Here is a 14771-nt window from a genome sequence, read left to right as displayed (position 1 = left end):
AGCCCCCACGGGGCATACACCAAACAAACCCCTCAACAAGGAGCAATCGTGGCGCGCGACAACGCGGCTCCCACTTCCGTCCCGACGACCCACCGGGAGCTCGTCTCCTGGGTGGAGGAGATCGCAGCCCTGACCCAGCCGGACCGCATCGTCTGGTGCGACGGCTCCGAGGCCGAGTACGAGCGCCTGTGCGAGGAGCTCGTCGCCAAGGGCACGTTCAAGAAGCTCGACGAGACCAAGCGCCCGAACTCGTACTACGCCGCCTCCGACCCCTCCGACGTCGCGCGCGTCGAGGACCGCACCTTCATCTGCTCCGAGAAGGAGGAGGACGCGGGCCCGACCAACCACTGGAAGGCCCCGGCGGAGATGAAGGAGATCTTCGCGGGAGAGAAGGGCATCTTCCGCGGCTCCATGAAGGGCCGGACGATGTACGTCGTCCCCTTCTGCATGGGCCCCCTCGGCTCCGACCTCTCCGCGATCGGCGTCGAGATCACCGACTCCGCCTACGTCGCGGTCGCCATGCGCACCATGACCCGCATGGGCAAGGCCGTCCTCGACGAGCTCGGCACCGACGGCTTCTTCGTCAAGGCCGTCCACACCCTCGGCGCTCCGCTCGCCGAGGGCCAGGACGACGTGCCGTGGCCCTGCAACACCACCAAGTACATCTCGCACTTCCCCGAGACCCGCGAGATCTGGTCCTTCGGCTCCGGCTACGGCGGCAACGCCCTGCTCGGCAAGAAGTGCTACGCGCTGCGCATCGCCTCCGTCATGGCCCGCGACGAGGGCTGGCTCGCCGAGCACATGCTGATCCTCAAGCTGACCCCGCCGGCCGGCGAGGGCGAGGCCAAGTACGTCGCGGCCGCCTTCCCGTCCGCCTGCGGCAAGACCAACCTCGCCATGCTGGAGCCCACGATCCCCGGCTGGACGGTCGAGACCATCGGCGACGACATCGCCTGGATGCGCTTCGGCGAGGACGGCCGCCTCTACGCGATCAACCCCGAGGCCGGCTTCTTCGGCGTCGCCCCCGGCACCGGCGACCACACCAACGCCAACGCCATGAAGACCATGTACGCCAACACCGTCTTCACCAACGTCGCGCTCACCCCCGACGGCGGCGACGTGTGGTGGGAGGGCATGACCGAAGAGGCGCCCGCGCACCTCATCGACTGGAAGGGCAACGCCTGGACCCCGGAGTCCGGGACCCCGGCGGCCCACCCCAACGCCCGCTTCGCCGTCCCGGCCGCCCAGTGCCCGACGATCGCCCCCGAGTGGGAGGACCCCAAGGGCGTCCCGGTCTCCGCGATCCTCTTCGGCGGCCGCCGCGCCTCCGCCGTCCCGCTGGTCACCGAGTCCTTCGACTGGAACCACGGCGTCTTCATCGGCTCGAACATCGCCTCCGAGAAGACCGCCGCCGCCGAGGGCAAGGTCGGCGAACTGCGCCGCGACCCCTTCGCGATGCTGCCGTTCTGCGGCTACAACATGGGCGACTACATGGCCCACTGGGTCAAGGTCGCCGCCGACAAGGACCAGGCCAAGCTCCCGAAGATCTACTACGTGAACTGGTTCCGCAAGAACGACGCGGGCAAGTTCGTGTGGCCCGGCTTCGGCGAGAACAGCCGCGTCCTGAAGTGGATCGTCGGCCGCCTCGACGGCACCGCCGAGGGCGTCGAGACCCCCATCGGCGTCCTGCCGACCAAGGCCGCGCTCGACCTCGACGGCCTCGACATCGCCGACGAGGACCTCGACTTCCTCCTCACCGTCGACAAGGAGGTCTGGCGCGAGGAGGCCGCCCTGGTCCCCGAGCACCTGAACACCTACGGCGACCACACCCCCAAGGAGCTGTGGGACCAGTACCACGCGCTCGTCGAGCGCCTGGGCTGACCGCCCGCCCGGTCCGACCGGGCCCGCCCTGACACGACAGGGCACACGAACGTGGGAGTCCCCGACCAAGGTGCTCCCACCGCTGTGGGAATCCCCGACCAAGGCTTTCCCATCGCAGCACACGCCTGACTGGCCGACGGGCCGGCGCCACTGTCCCGGCCGCCGCCCGCCTCAGGAGCGTCCTCGCTCCTCCAGATAGGCCGTGTGCGTCTGCTGACGGCGGGCCTCCCTGTCCTGGAGGTCCGCCGTCAGGCGTTCCGCCTCCTGCGACAGCAGCGACAGCTGCCGCTCCAGGTGCCGCTCCGGGGACTCCCCGCCCGGCGTCAGCCGGGTCCACCAGCGCGTCCGGTTGTACGTGTCCACGCACTCCGGCACGTCCAGCCGGACCGCCCGCGCCAGCGAGTGCACCGCCTCCGGGTCCGCCGCCAGCTCCTGCGCCGGCCAGCCCGGGTCCAGCAGGGCCGCGTACAGGTCCAGCAGTTCGCTCAGCTTCCCCTCGGCGGCCGGCGGCAGCTCCACCTCCGCCACGTACCCGCGCAGCCGGCCCAGGTCCTCCCTTACGAGGTCCAGCTGCTCGGCGGGACCGGGGAAGGGCGGCGGCGGCGTCCGGTCCGGCGGTGCGATCAGCGCGCCGGCCCCGTACAGACCGGCGACCACCGCCGGCCAGTAGGCGCCCGCCACCCCGGCCAGGGTCAGGCCCAGCCCGAGGAGCCCACAGGCGCTGCCCCACAGGTTCTTCTTCGACTCCAGGTACGCGAGCGCTCTACTGGTAGCCACGGATCTCCTCGAACGCCCCGTCCAGCGAACCCCCGGCTACCGCTGGGCCGCCCCCCACGCCGGTCGCGTCGAAGAGCCGGCCCCCGGTCAGTTCCGTGATGTGCGTCAGCTCCTTGCGGTCCGAATCCCCGAACAGCACCGCGAAGACCGGGGTGCGCTTCTGCGCCTCCGGCAGCCCGGCGTAGAAGGAGTCGAAGTCCTTCACCTTGTCCCCGCTCTGCCCGTCCGTCATCAGCACGATCGAGGTGAACGCGTCGGCGTTGCCCTGCCCCAGGTGCTGGTACGCGGCCTTCAGGCTGGCGTAGACGGCCGTGCCGCCCTCCGGGCGCAGCGACTTCACGTCATCACGGATCGCGTCCAGGGCCGGACCCGGATTGCCCGGCTCGACGACGTGCGTCAGCACCTGCTTGACCTTGTCGCCGAACGGCAGCAGCGTCACCTCCTCGCGGTCCCGGAACCGCCGGCCCGTCCCCGAACTCCCCGTCCCCGTCAGGTCGGTGAGTGCCGAGCGCAGCCGCCCGATCCGGTCCGCCTCCTCCATCGAGCCCGAGGTGTCCAGCACGTACACCGTCCGCGAGGGCCGGCGCAGCTCGTTCTCGTACGAGGCCAGCAGCCCGTCCGCCACCGACCGGGCGCCCGGGAAGGGCAGTTCGCGGCGCACCGAGGAGTCCAGCCCGGCCGCGGGGGCCACCCCGGCCGCCACCGGCCGCCGGAACGTCTTCTCCGTGATCGCCTTCTGCGCCGCGTCGCCCCGCAGGTACTCCGTCAGCAGCCGGCCCGACTCCCGCGCCCCCGCCGGGGACGAGGTCAGCAGCGTCAGCGGGTAGTGCGCGGTGACCACCCCGTCCTTCGGGCGGATCACCTTCAGCGGCGCCTTCGCGCGGTCGTTCATCGACAGCAGCACCGACTCGTAGTTGACCAGCGCGTCCACGTCGTCCCGCTTGGCGTACGCCGTCACGAGCCAGCCCGAGGAGCCGGAGGTCAGCTTCTGCCCCTTGAAGAACTCCTTCAGCCGGGGCCGGGCCTTCTGCACGTCCGCGTCGGTCAGCGCGGACTGCGCGCCCGACAGGCCCGAGGCCACCGAGACGAGGGTGGAGAAGCCGGAGTTCGAGCGCACCGGGTCCGTCATCCCGTACGTCAGCTTCCCGGCCGCCACGGCCTCCTCGACCGCCGACCAGGTCACCTCCTCGGGCTTCCAGCCGAGGCGGGCCAGCGCCTCCGGCTTGACGCCGACGGCGACCGGCGAGGACATCACCGGGGTCTCGTTGGCGAGCTTGGCCGCGGCCTCGGGCCGCAGCCGCAGGTAGTCGTTGGAGGACAGCCAGATCGCGTCGTACTTGCCGTCGGCCTTGCCGGAGGCGACCTGCTCGGCCGCGTCCAGCGTCCCCGACCAGGTGAAGTCGACGGAGACCCCGGTGGCCGTCTTGGCGTCCTTCAGGACCTGGGCCATGTCGCCGAGCTCGCTGGAGGCCAGCACCCGCAGCCGGCCCTCCTTGTACTCCTGGGGCTTCGGGCCTCCGGCGGAGCCGCCGCTGCTCGTGGCGGGTTCGTCGGAGGTGCAGGCGGTGGCGCCCAGCAGGGTCGCGGCCAGGACCACGGCCGCGGCCAGGCGTCTGCGGACCCGCGCCGTGCGCAGTGCCGTCCTCGTGGTGCGTGCCTTCATCGCTCGCCGCCTTCCAGGGCGTTCGCGGTGCGGGTGCGGGCCAGGTGGGCCGAGGCCGCCTGGAGCTCGCCCGTCAGGGACTCCACCGTCGCCGCCATGTTCTCCGTGGCCTGGACCTTGAAGGTGTCGATCGCGTCGAGGGTCTTGTAGATCTGCGCGAACGCCGTACGGAGGGTCTCCGCGCCGACGGCCGGGTCGGCGGCGATCCGCTGGATCTCGCCGCTCTGGGTGGCCAGCATCTCCGCGTTCCCCCGGATCAGCTCCTCGGTGGTGCCGCGCAGGGCGTTGACCTGCTCGGCCACCTTGCGCTGGTTGTCGAGGGCCGAGGCCAGCATCACCGCGATGCGCAGCGCCGAGACGGTGGTGGTGGCCGCCCGGTCGACGCCCTTGATGAGCTCTTCGTTGTTGCGCCGGACCACGTCCATCGCCAGGTAGCCCTGCGCGCACACGGCCAGCTGGGTCAGCAGGTCCTGGTGCTTCTGGCGCACGGGGAACAGGACGTCGGCGCGGAGCGCGTCCGCCTGGGCGGGGTCGGTGTGTCCGGTCCGGGTGATCCGCTGCTCGACGGCCGCGTCCAGGGCCTCGGTGAGGACCGCGTACTCCTGGAGCTTGCCCATGGTCTCCCAGAGCCGGGCCCGCTCGGTGTGCAGGGCTGCGTTGTCGCGGCGCAGCTCGTCCTGGCCCCCGCGCAGCGCGCCGACGATCCGGTTCAGGGTCGCCTGGGAGGAGGCGTACTTGGCCACGTGGTCGCGGAACCTGTTGCCGCCCGGCAGCTTCGCCAGCAGTCTGCGGGCCCCCTTGGCGGGCGCGTCGCGCGGGTCGAGGTCCTCGACGGTGCGGCGCAGCTCGACCAGCGACCCCGCCACCCGGGCCTGGGCGTCGCCGCCGCCGTCCGGGCCGAGGGAGCGTACGGCCCGCTCCAGCATCCTGTTGGACTGGTTGGCGGCGGTGCGCATGTCGGCGGAGCCGAGTGCGGTGACGTCGCCGATGCGGGCGGCGAACTCCGGGGAGCGGACGTCGATGCCGGCGAGCTGGCCGACGTACTCCCCGGCCCGGCGGGCCATCTCCTCCTGGACGCCGTCCTGGAGCGGGACGAGGCCGGAGGCCTGTTCCCGCTTCACGGCGGGTACCGGCTCGGGTGCGGTCAGCACGAGCGGGCCGTCCTCGGGCGGTGTCAGTGTCACGGCGTGCCCCCCTGTCCCTTGGCGCGGCCTGCCAGCGCCGTCAGGACCTTCACGGTCGGAGCGCTGACCTGGCGGATCCCGGTCAGCTCCGGGTTGAGGTACCCGGCGTACCGGGTGGTGGCGGCGGAGAACTCGGCGGTGCCCTCCTGGGGGCGGAAGCCGTGCCGCACGGCCAGCTCGCGCAGCTTCTTGTCGGTGGCGAGGAGCGTGCCGAGGTCCTTGGCCTTCTCGCCGAGCGGTACGAAGGTGTGGGGGGAGTTCACGGTGGTGTCCGGGTACAGCACGACCATGCTCGCGGCCTCCCCGGTGGGCTGCTTCTGCAGCAGCAGCGCGGCGACCTGGGCCTCGTAGGCGAGGACCAGCGGCTCGCCGCTGCCGCTGATGAAGGAGCGGAAGGGGCCGTCGGTGCTGGGCTCCAGGGAGCCCTGGACGGAGATCAGCTTCCGCAGGAGCGGGGTCGTGCGCTCGATGCCGGTGTCGTCGGAGACGACCGTCTTGTTGTTGGCCACGTTCGAGGTGGCTCCGATGAACAGGGCGCCGGAGTTGGAGGTGGTGGGGTCGGAGGTCTTGATGAAGACCGTGCCGGTCAGTTCCGTGTGGGCCGAGGAGCCGGGGAGCTGCTGCCAGGTGCGGTCCTCGCCGGCCGCCTTGAGGAAGGGTTCCATCAGGAGCGTGCCGGTGTTCTTGCCGTTCATCTTGGCGAGGCCGTTGTCGGCGAGGACGCGCGCCGCGTTGGCGCGGGCGATGACCACGAGCGGGGAGAAGAAGGGCTTCGCGCTCTGCGCGCCCTTCACCCCGGCCTTCGCGGCGATCTCGTCGGCGGGCTCGCTGCTGCTGGGGAAGGCGAAGTCGTACTCCTTGAGGGCCAGCTGGTCCATGGCCCAGGAGCCCGAGGTCTCGGTCTTCACGGTGTAGCCCTTGGCTGCAAGGGCCTTGACGACGTCGGGATCGCGGAAGAACTCGGACTTCTCCGATCCGATGACGCCACGCACGGTCTTCGTTGCCGTGCCCTCTGATGTTCCGGTTCCCCCGAGGACGATGACGGCGACTACGCCGCCTATCAGGAGGACCGCCAGAGCGATTCCTAGGATGCGTCTCACGGGGGCAGCCTGCTCACGGAAACCCACATTCCGCGCGGCGTTGGGTGAACGCCGGGTGTCCAGACGGTCCCGCTTCGAAATGCTGTGTGGGTTGGCGGGTGCTGGTGGGCGGGGGCGGGCGGCGGGAGGATCTGGGGCATGGGTGTGAGAGCGTGCGGGTTGAGGTGGCAGGGGTGGGTGGTGGGCATGGTCTGCCTGTCCGGCCTGCTGGTGTTCGCCCCGTTGGGGCTGTACGTCTGGGCCAGCGGGAGCCCTGCCGGCCCGGAGGGCCGTGCGGCCGCCCCGCCGGAGGTACGGGTCACCGGGTGCCGGATCGACCCGCCGAGCCGGCGCGTGGTGGCGGTCCTGGAGGCCCGGGGCGAGGGCTCGTACGTCGCCACGGTCGAGTTCCGGGACCGGCAGCCGGAGCTCCCGGACGCCCGGGAGGCCCGCACCCTGGTCCGCCTCCCGGGCCTGACGCCCGATGCTCCCGCCGCCCGCGCGGAGGCGGTCGGGCCGGTGTGGGCGGCGGGGGCGGGCGTGTGGTGCGGGGTCGCGGGGGTGGTGGGGGAGGCGGGGGAGGGGTAGCCCCTTGACCGGGGTCAGGGAAGCCCCCAAAGGAACGGCACGGTCGATGGTCAGGCGTTGGCGGCGGCGATCTCCGCGCGTACGCCCTGGAGGGCTTCCTCGAAGGTCTTGGTGGTGTGGTCGTGGCCCGTGAAGCCTTCGTGGGGGGCCGGGTTGAGGCTCCAGCCCCAGCCCGTGGCGTCTTTGCCGTCGATCACCGCGAAGTCGTCCCCGATGGTGATGCCGACCGACACGTTGCCGACGGGGTGGACCTGTACGTCGGTCCGGGGGACGTCACCGAGGATGCGGCGGACGGTTTCGCGGGTGGTCTGCTCGTCGATGCCGGGCTCCGGGGCGGTCAGGACGACCGTGCGGCCGTCGGGGTCGGTCAGGGTGGTGGAGGAGAGGCCTGTCGGGGCCGTCAGGCCGAGGCGCAGGTAGCCGGTTCCGGGGCGGCGGGTGGCGGGGTAGAGCTCCAGGACGCTGCCGTCGGCGAGGGTCGCGGCGTAGTGGTCAGGGCCGTTGCCGTGGCGCTCCGGTACGAGGTCGAGGCCGAGGCCGGCGTAGAAGTCGCGGCACTCTTCGAGCCGGTGCGTGTAGATGACGAGCAGGTCGATGGTCATGCGGCACCGGGGGTCTTCTGCCGTCCGAGCAGGGCCGTGAAGCCCTGGAGGGCCAGGTCGATGCCCGCGAGGACCGCCGCCACGATCCACAGCGTGTGGTGGTCGGGCTGTGACGCCGCCATCGTGATCGCGGTTACGAGGCCCACGGTGGTGCACAGCGGGCGCAGGAAGGGGTTCCGAGCAAAGAATCCGAGCATCTGTCTTCCTTCCGTCGGGCGGGACACCCGCCAACTCGGCTTGTACGCCGGGGTGATGCGGCACCCACTGGTATCCCGCTCAAGGTATACATACCATTGGGGGTATGCCAAGGAAGAATGAGTCCGACGAGCTCGAAGAGCGGGACCTCGCCTACCGGATCGCCCAGGCGGTGTACGACCGGCGGATGGAACTCGGCTGGTCACAGCGCCAGTTGGCGGAGGCGGCCGGCATGAGGCAGCCGCACGTCTCGCGGCTGGAGGCGGCCAGGAGCCTGCCGAGCCTCGATGTCCTGCACCGGGTCGCGGAGGCGATGGGCACCGACCTGACCGTGTGCCTCGTACCCCGCGAAGCCGCGTCCCGGCAGGCCGCCGAGGTGATCGCCCCATGACGACCTGGCTCGGACGGGCCTCCAGACTGAGGCACCGTCACTACGGGAACGCGCTGGAGGCGGTCGGCGTTGCCGTCGTGGTCGTCGCGCTGACGGTCACCCACGGGACGTACGCGAACTTCGTCGTCGGCACCGCCGGCCAGTTCTTGCTGTTCGTCCCCACCCTGATGCGAGCCCGGCACCGGTCAGGGCCTCCGTGCGCGGAGTGCGTCATGGAGCTGCCGCTCAACCCGGCGGAATCGGCCCGGGCCGGCTGGTCGCACCGGGCCCTGCGCCTGTTCCACGTCACGGGCGGATCGAAGCTGCGGCTGATCCTGCTCCTGATCGTGCTGCTCACCCTCCTGGCCCTGAGCCCCGGCCTGCTCTACGCCACTGCCGGCATGGACGGCGCGGCGCGCAGGGCGGACTTCTTCCTGGGCCTCCTGCTGGTCATCGGCGTCGGGATGAACTGGACGACCCGGACCCACAACCGCCTGGCGCCGTGGTGCCCGTACTGCGACGACGGGGACGACGGCGACGAATCACCGGCCGTCGACCCCACCGGCGGGCGGGGTCAGCCCGCGCCGGCGTGAGTGCGGCCGCACAATGCGTGCTCGATCAGGGCGCCGGCCGCCTTCTCCTGCTCCAGCATGTGGTCCTTGGTGTCGCCGCGGGCCTCGGACATGGAGACCACGACGCTGCGCGTGCCGTCGTCGGTGACGCCGTTGAGGGTGATGTAGCCGCCGTCCCCGCCCTCGTGGCTCCAGTAGCTTCCGCCGCAGCTTTCGAGGGGGCGTTCGACCAGGCCGAGCCCGTACCTTCCTCCGGGCCAGAGCTCTTGGGCCTCGCTGCTGACCGCGACGGTCTGCTTCATCTTCGCCAGCTGGGGCGCCGGCAGCAGGCGGCCCGAGAGCAGCGCGCGGAAGAGGACGTTCTCGTCCCGTGTGGTCGTGACCCAGCCGAGGTTCTCGTGGTCCACCGGGATCTGGTCGGTGACGTCCACGCGGGAACCGGGGCCGAAGAACTCGTAGGACCGGGCGTGCGGCCGGGGCAGGGTGGGTGAGGTTCCCGTCCACCGGGTCCGGTCGAGTCCGAGCGGACGAAGGACGCGGGCCTCGATCTCCTGGTGCGCGGGGTGGCCCGTGGCCTTCTGGATGATCATGCCGAGCAGGACGTAGCCGGTGTTGGAGTACGCCCAGCCCTCGACCGGTGTGTGGGCCATGGCGCGGGCGACCAGCTGCTCGGGGCTGTGCACCTGGTGGCGCTGCTGGTAGTACTCGGCAGGTGTGGTGTATCCGGGCAGGTCGTCCTGGATGCCGCTGGTGTGCTGGAGCAGCTGCTGGATGCTGATCCGGCTGCCGTCGTTGCCGTTGCCCCGCACCATGCCCGGCAGCCAGTGCTCGACCGTGTCGTCCAGGGACAGCCTGCCCTCGGCCTCCAGTTGGAGGACCACGACGGCGACCAGAGTCTTGGACGTGCTGGCCATGCGGAAGTAGCCGTCGGGAGGGACCGGTCGGCCGGTGTTCAGGTCGGCGGTGCCGCTGGTGGCGACCGACTGACGGCCGTCGGGGCCGATCATGCGGGCCTGTACGCCGCTGATGCCGAGGGCGTGGAGGGCCTCGGTGTCCTTGCGTAACTGCTCGGCCGGGGTGGGAGGGGCGGGCCGGGCGGCGGCGGTGGTCACCCCGGAGGCGAGCAGCACGGCGGTGGCCAGTGCCACGGCGAGGCGCTTGTGCGAAGTCATGGCCACACGCTAGACCGGCCCCGGGGAAGGGCCGATCCGGCGGACCCCCTGAAGGGCCTGGGGCTGGCCCCCGCATGCGACGGGGGTCAGACCACGGCGAGCCGGTCCACCAGCAGCTCCACCCTCGGCTCGACGTCCTCCGGCAGCAGCCGGCCGGCCCGGGTCAGGGTCGCCAGGCCGTGCAGGGACGCCCAGAACACCTCGGTGAACAGCTCCGGTCTGACGCCGTCCCCGGCGACCTCGCCCAGGCTCTCCAGCAGCGCGGCGAAGGCGTCCTTGAGGGGTTCCGGGGTGTCCTCGACCGCGAAGGCCAGGCCGCCGTCGAGCTGGAACAAGGCGTCGTAGACCGCGGGGTTGCGGGCGGCGAAGTCGAGGTAGGTGCGGGCGAGGGCGGTGACCCGCTCACGCGGGCCGCCCGCGCCGGAGGTCGCGGCCCGCACCGCCGCGGCCATCTCGGCGGCGCCTTCGAGGGCGACGGCGCCGATGATCTCGCGTTTGCCGCGGAAGTGGCTGTAGAGGACGGGCTGGCTGTATTCGATGCGCTCGGCGAGCCGACGGGTGGTGACCGCGTCCCAGCCCTGCTGCTCTGCGAGTTCGCGGGCCGTCGCCACGATGAGGCGCTCGCGGACCGCCCTCTCGCGCTGCTTGCGTTCCTGTACCGACATGATTCGATCCTAGCACCGCTAGACAAGAGAGCGGCAGCAGTACTAGCGTTGCCTCATCACCTAGCAACGCTAGATATCGGAGGGGTCGTCATGCTCAACGCACTTGAGGTCATCACCACCGTGGTCGTCGGCGTGATGGTGGGGGTGGAGTTCTCCGTCGCCTTCGTCGTCAACCCGATCCTCGCCGCACTCCCCGAGGACAGCGGCCAACTCGGCCGCGCCCACGGGGGCCGGATGCTCGGCGCCGTGATGCCGGTCTGGTACATCGGCTCGCTCGTCCTCGTCGCGGTCTGGGCCATCGCCGGATGGCACCTTCCCGGCACCGGCCTCGTCGTCACCGCCGGCGCGCTGCTGCTCCTCAGCGTGATCATGTCGCTCCTGCTGCTCGTCCCGATCAACAACCGGAGCAAGACGTGGACCCCCGAGAACCGGCCCGCCGACTGGAAGGAGCAGTCGAACCGCTGGGACCGCTTCCACTACGTCCGCGTCGCCGTCATCATCGCCGCCTTCGCCCTGCTGGCGACCGCCCTCGCCTGAGCCACCGCGGACGGCATCCGGGAACCTGGCCGTCAAGAGCTGCACGGCTCCGTGGCCACGGGGCTCGGCGTCCACGGCCGTGAGCGCCTTCAGCAGGTGGAGTGGAACAGCCCGCCGACGGCCTCCCCGGCCCCGGCCAGCCGGTTGTACACCTCGACGGCGCCCCTGGTCTCGTCGACGTGCACGGCGACCCCCGCCTCCCGCAGCACCCGCACCGCCTCCGCCGTCGTCTTCAGCCGCCGCTCCATGCCCTGGCTGAGGACGACGACCGCACACCCCCGCTCAACCAGCTCCCGCACGTCCCCGGCCTGGATCCCCGGCTCGTGCCGGGTGCCGTGCGTGTTCCAGTCCCAGGCCTTCCCGCCACCGGGGTACAGCACGAAGTCCTTTGCCGCCGGCAGCCCTTCGACCTCCATCTCGCCCCACGAGACGTGCGTGATCAGCGGCGATCGATCCATCAGCACCCTTTCACGGTCCTCAGACGGCCTCGAAGACATCCGCACCCGTCTCCTGAGGCCAGGACGGAAGGGGCCTCGCGGAACAGCCGTGCGCCCTCGGTCCGCGACATGCCAACTCCTCTCGTCACGTCCCGTCCAGGGGTTCACCAGTCACCGAACGGGAGTAGCTTTCTGAGTGTCGAGGCCAGAAACGGAGTGTCCAGGATGCCCGAACAGCACGACGCCAATACGACATTCGCCCAACGGGTCCGTCTCGCGAGAGACCGAGCGGGGCTCACCCGGCCAGTGGCCGCAGGCCTCGTGGGCCGGTCATCGGAGTGGGTCAAAGGAATCGAGACGGGCGCCATCGGGATGCCCAGGCTCCCCATGCTCATCCGACTCGCCACGATCTACGAATGCGACCTCGGGGACCTCACCGGGGACGAACGCATCTCCGCAGCGACGTACACCAAGGCGACCCATACGGACTTGCCCGCGATCAAGCGCGCCCTGACCACCTACCGCCTCACGTCGGCGGACGGTGAGCCGGAGCCCGCCGAGGTGCTCAACGCGCGTGTGCGTTCGGCGTGGAAGCTGTGGCACAGCAGCGGTGACCACCGGTCCCGGGTCGCCGCACTGCTCCCGGACCTCCTCGCCGACGCCCAGCATTCCGCACGCCTCCTGGAAGGCGTGGAGCGCCGCCGAGCGCTCGTCGCGCAGGCGCAGGCCTACCACCTCACCCAGCTCTTCCTGGCGTTCCAGCCCGAGCCGGAACTCATCCTGCTCACCGGCGACCGCTCGATGGCAGCAGCCCAAGACGCCGACAGCCCGCGCGCGATGGCGGGCGCGGCCTGGTACATGAACCACGTCTACCGGGATGCCAGCGAGGCCGCCGACGCCCGGGTAGAGCTGGCGGAGCAGGCCGCTTCCCTCCTCCGCCAGGAGGATCCGGAAGACCTCGCGCGTTGGGGCCTCCTCCAGCTCGCGGTGGCGCTGTCGTTCGCGAAGATCGGCAAGGCGGGTCTCGCATGGCGGTACTGGGACCTGGCGCAGGACGCCGCCCGCCGCCTCGGGGACGAGTACGCACATCCGTGGCTGATCTTCGGGAAGGGGCTGGTGGACGCCTACGCACTCACCATCCACCTGGACCTCGTCCAGCCCGGCAAGGCGGTCGATGCGGCGGCAGCCCTCGACCTGAACACGGTCCCCTCCGCGACCCGCCGCTCGTTCCACATGATCGAGGCCGCCCGCGCGTACGGCATGCAGGACGAGGGCGTAGCCGCAGTGGCGCTCCTGCAAAAGGCCCACAAGACATCGCCCGAGACCGTCCGCTTCAACATGCACACCAGGATGGTCCTGCCGGAACTGGCGAAGACCGGCCCCCGCATGGTCCGTGAGGATGCCCGCGAGCTGGCACTCGCACTCAGCATCTCGACTTGATCGCCAAAGGGGTGGAAACCCTACCCCTGAGCACAGGGGTAGGACCCTCACCCTCCGTCAGTTCCCGAGGCCCCTACCGTCGGTGCACCACCCGCAGACGACGGTAGGGAGCCCCGCATCATGCCCGACGCATGCAGCACCGACACTTTGGACCTACCCAGGGTGAGGGCCATAGGCGAACCCAGCGCCGAACTCCTGGACCGAGCGCTCGTCGGCTGGGAGCGCTTCCTCGGCACCTTCGAGGGAGCGCCCGATGAGTGAGTGCTACGAGTACGTCCCGCACCGCCTCCTCCGCCGCCGAGTCCGCGACATCGCGTCCGGCACAGAAGGCGAATTGATGGCCGTGATCAACGAAAACGTCTCCGACACCGGCATCGAGCACTGGATGGAGCTCGCCTACATCCGGGGCGCCTCCGGCCGCGAATTCACCACTGCCGTCACCAACGTCGAACCCGCCGGCGACCAGCCCAGGACGGCCGTCGGCCGCCGAGATCAGGGAAGCGCGTAGCGATCCGTCGCGCCCAAGCGCTTCCCGCAGCGCTCTGATCAACATGTGGTGCGGGTATCAGCCCAAGACGGTCGCCGGACGCCGAGAAAAGAGGAGCGCGTAGCGATCTGCTGCGTCTGGGTGCTCCGCAGGGGGCTCTGGTCAACATCTCGTGCAGGTAGTCGCGCCCCCGACCCTGGACCAGGCTTCCAAGGGGCCGAATACCCGGCGGGGCATGGCCCGGCCCCTCGCCTCATCGCTGAGAGACCCGTCCCTCCCACCATCGACCGTGCCGTTCTTTTGGGGGCTTCCCGGCAGTCCTTTGTCTTTCCGGGGCGGGACGGTCGGTCAAGGGTGGCCGAAGGCCATCGCGTAGCGACGCGACGAAGGAGCGCCCTTGAGGGACCGGCACGAACCGGAAGGACGATGGGACTGACGGGAAACCCCCAAACCAGCTCTGACACCGCCCAGGGAGACACCGCTCCCCACCCACCGGCCCGCAGACGAGGGGGCGGGTGGGCAACTACCGCCCGGGCCCGGGGGGTCGAGGGGGAGATAGCGGGCCCGAGGCGTGAACCCCAACGCGTGAACCCCACCCCACCCCACCCCACCCCACCCCCCCCCCCGCAAAAACCATGGCGCCCGGTCCGGAGCCTGCGCGGTCCCGGACCGGGGCCGGTCAGTGGGCGCCGGCCCGGTCGGGGGCTTCGAGGGCGGCGGTGTGGGCGTCCATGCGCTGGGCCGCGAGGATCGCCGCGGCGGTGTCGGCGCGGGACGCGGCGACGAGCAGGGCGCGGGCGGCGAGGTCGCGGGCGCGGCGGTGGAGGGTGCGGGCGTCGGCGTCGTCGGCCAGGGCGGGGTAGGCGACGCGGACGGGGTGCGACCCGCGCAGACGGGTCACCTGGGCCGCGATGCGTACGGCACCGTCGTCGTCGAGGCCGAGCTCGTCGGTGACGGCGAGCAGCGCGGCGAGGTGCCCGGCGAGCTGGATGTCGAGGGCTTCGCCCCGGCTGCTCTGCGGGTAGGCGGCGGTGTCGGTGCGGTTGCCGTCCACTCGGTGGACGACCGACTTGGGGCGGCTCGGTTCGTACATGAGGAGGCCTCCTGCGTGGTCAGGAGGCC

At 71.2% G+C, this 14771-nt stretch carries 17 protein-coding genes; 7 read left to right on the top strand and 10 right to left on the bottom strand.

Translation table 11 applies throughout. The features are described from left to right. The first annotated feature begins 48 nt into the window (after positions 1–48). Positions 49–1881 (top strand): phosphoenolpyruvate carboxykinase (GTP), encoded by a 1833-nt coding sequence (locus ACZ7IF_RS11295; protein WP_470967087.1) that lies wholly within the window; start codon positions 49–51, stop codon positions 1879–1881. Positions 1882–2052: 171 nt separating this feature from the next. Here the strand turns inward: ACZ7IF_RS11295 and ACZ7IF_RS11290 are convergent, their stop codons facing one another. From ACZ7IF_RS11290 to ACZ7IF_RS11275, 4 genes are read right to left on the bottom strand one after another with little or no spacing between them, the layout of a single operon-like run. Continuing rightward, positions 2053–2658 carry a hypothetical protein gene (locus ACZ7IF_RS11290; protein WP_470967080.1) on the bottom strand — a complete coding sequence of 202 codons (606 nt, stop codon included), beginning with the start codon at positions 2656–2658 and terminating at the stop codon, positions 2053–2055. After that, positions 2645–4321 carry a substrate-binding and vWA domain-containing protein gene (locus ACZ7IF_RS11285; RefSeq protein WP_470967075.1) on the bottom strand — a complete coding sequence of 559 codons (1677 nt, stop codon included), beginning with the start codon at positions 4319–4321 and terminating at the stop codon, positions 2645–2647. The genes ACZ7IF_RS11290 and ACZ7IF_RS11285 overlap by 14 nt, the downstream gene beginning before the upstream one ends. Then, positions 4318–5505 (bottom strand): toxic anion resistance protein, encoded by a 1188-nt coding sequence (locus ACZ7IF_RS11280; protein ID WP_470967070.1) that lies wholly within the window; start codon positions 5503–5505, stop codon positions 4318–4320. The genes ACZ7IF_RS11285 and ACZ7IF_RS11280 overlap by 4 nt, the downstream gene beginning before the upstream one ends. After that, positions 5502–6605, bottom strand: coding sequence for a hypothetical protein (locus ACZ7IF_RS11275; RefSeq protein ID WP_470967065.1), 1104 nt, complete (start codon positions 6603–6605; stop codon positions 5502–5504). The genes ACZ7IF_RS11280 and ACZ7IF_RS11275 overlap by 4 nt, the downstream gene beginning before the upstream one ends. Before the next feature lie 138 nt (positions 6606–6743). On the opposite strand from ACZ7IF_RS11275, the gene ACZ7IF_RS11270 reads away from it, so the two are divergent. Next, positions 6744–7172, top strand: coding sequence for a hypothetical protein (locus tag ACZ7IF_RS11270; protein WP_470967060.1), 429 nt, complete (start codon positions 6744–6746; stop codon positions 7170–7172). Between the two features lie 50 nt (positions 7173–7222). On the opposite strand, the gene ACZ7IF_RS11265 is transcribed toward ACZ7IF_RS11270, so the two are convergent. Together ACZ7IF_RS11265 and ACZ7IF_RS11260 are read right to left on the bottom strand one after the other, a co-directional pair. Continuing rightward, complete coding sequence (locus ACZ7IF_RS11265; RefSeq protein ID WP_470967055.1) at positions 7223–7774, bottom strand: VOC family protein; 552 nt, start codon at positions 7772–7774, stop codon at positions 7223–7225. After that, positions 7771–7971, bottom strand: coding sequence for a hypothetical protein (locus ACZ7IF_RS11260; protein ID WP_470967050.1), 201 nt, complete (start codon positions 7969–7971; stop codon positions 7771–7773). The genes ACZ7IF_RS11265 and ACZ7IF_RS11260 overlap by 4 nt, the downstream gene beginning before the upstream one ends. A 104-nt stretch (positions 7972–8075) precedes the next feature. On the opposite strand from ACZ7IF_RS11260, the gene ACZ7IF_RS11255 reads away from it, so the two are divergent. Both ACZ7IF_RS11255 and ACZ7IF_RS11250 read left to right on the top strand, forming a co-directional pair. After that, entirely contained in the window at positions 8076–8360 is a 285-nt protein-coding gene (locus ACZ7IF_RS11255) for a helix-turn-helix domain-containing protein (protein ID WP_470967044.1), read from the top strand. Then, positions 8357–8932 (top strand): hypothetical protein, encoded by a 576-nt coding sequence (locus ACZ7IF_RS11250; protein WP_470967038.1) that lies wholly within the window; start codon positions 8357–8359, stop codon positions 8930–8932. Before ACZ7IF_RS11255 ends, ACZ7IF_RS11250 begins: the two co-directional genes overlap by 4 nt. On the opposite strand, the gene ACZ7IF_RS11245 is transcribed toward ACZ7IF_RS11250, so the two are convergent. Together ACZ7IF_RS11245 and ACZ7IF_RS11240 are read right to left on the bottom strand one after the other, a co-directional pair. Then, entirely contained in the window at positions 8914–10083 is a 1170-nt protein-coding gene (locus tag ACZ7IF_RS11245) for a serine hydrolase domain-containing protein (RefSeq protein ID WP_470967033.1), read from the bottom strand. The genes ACZ7IF_RS11250 and ACZ7IF_RS11245 overlap by 19 nt on opposite strands. An 86-nt stretch (positions 10084–10169) precedes the next feature. Further along, positions 10170–10748, bottom strand: a complete 579-nt coding sequence (locus ACZ7IF_RS11240) for a TetR/AcrR family transcriptional regulator (RefSeq protein WP_470967029.1) — start codon at positions 10746–10748, stop codon at positions 10170–10172. Positions 10749–10838: 90 nt separating this feature from the next. Between ACZ7IF_RS11240 and ACZ7IF_RS11235 the strand changes: the two genes are divergently transcribed. Continuing rightward, complete coding sequence (locus ACZ7IF_RS11235) at positions 10839–11285, top strand: anthrone oxygenase family protein (RefSeq protein WP_470967026.1); 447 nt, start codon at positions 10839–10841, stop codon at positions 11283–11285. Positions 11286–11374: 89 nt separating this feature from the next. Here ACZ7IF_RS11235 and ACZ7IF_RS11230 read toward each other — a convergent pair whose 3' ends face one another. Next, on the bottom strand, positions 11375–11743 hold the full coding sequence (locus tag ACZ7IF_RS11230; RefSeq protein ID WP_470968164.1) for an Mth938-like domain-containing protein: 369 nt from the start codon (positions 11741–11743) through the stop codon (positions 11375–11377). Between the two features lie 204 nt (positions 11744–11947). Between ACZ7IF_RS11230 and ACZ7IF_RS11225 the strand changes: the two genes are divergently transcribed. Together ACZ7IF_RS11225 and ACZ7IF_RS11220 are read left to right on the top strand one after the other, a co-directional pair. Continuing rightward, positions 11948–13162 (top strand): helix-turn-helix domain-containing protein, encoded by a 1215-nt coding sequence (locus ACZ7IF_RS11225; protein ID WP_470967023.1) that lies wholly within the window; start codon positions 11948–11950, stop codon positions 13160–13162. A gap of 253 nt (positions 13163–13415) precedes the next feature. Further along, on the top strand, positions 13416–13670 hold the full coding sequence (locus tag ACZ7IF_RS11220) for a hypothetical protein (protein WP_470967018.1): 255 nt from the start codon (positions 13416–13418) through the stop codon (positions 13668–13670). 658 nt (positions 13671–14328) lie between these two features. Here ACZ7IF_RS11220 and ACZ7IF_RS11215 read toward each other — a convergent pair. Next, positions 14329–14742, bottom strand: a complete 414-nt coding sequence (locus ACZ7IF_RS11215) for an SCO4983 family protein (RefSeq protein WP_470967013.1) — start codon at positions 14740–14742, stop codon at positions 14329–14331. Positions 14743–14771 lie beyond the last annotated feature (29 nt).

The sequence above is a fragment of the Streptomyces sp. NPDC037421 genome, assembly GCF_055602105.1.
Note: the sequence above shows the minus strand (reverse complement) of the source record. Positions and strands in the feature narration are given on the sequence as shown.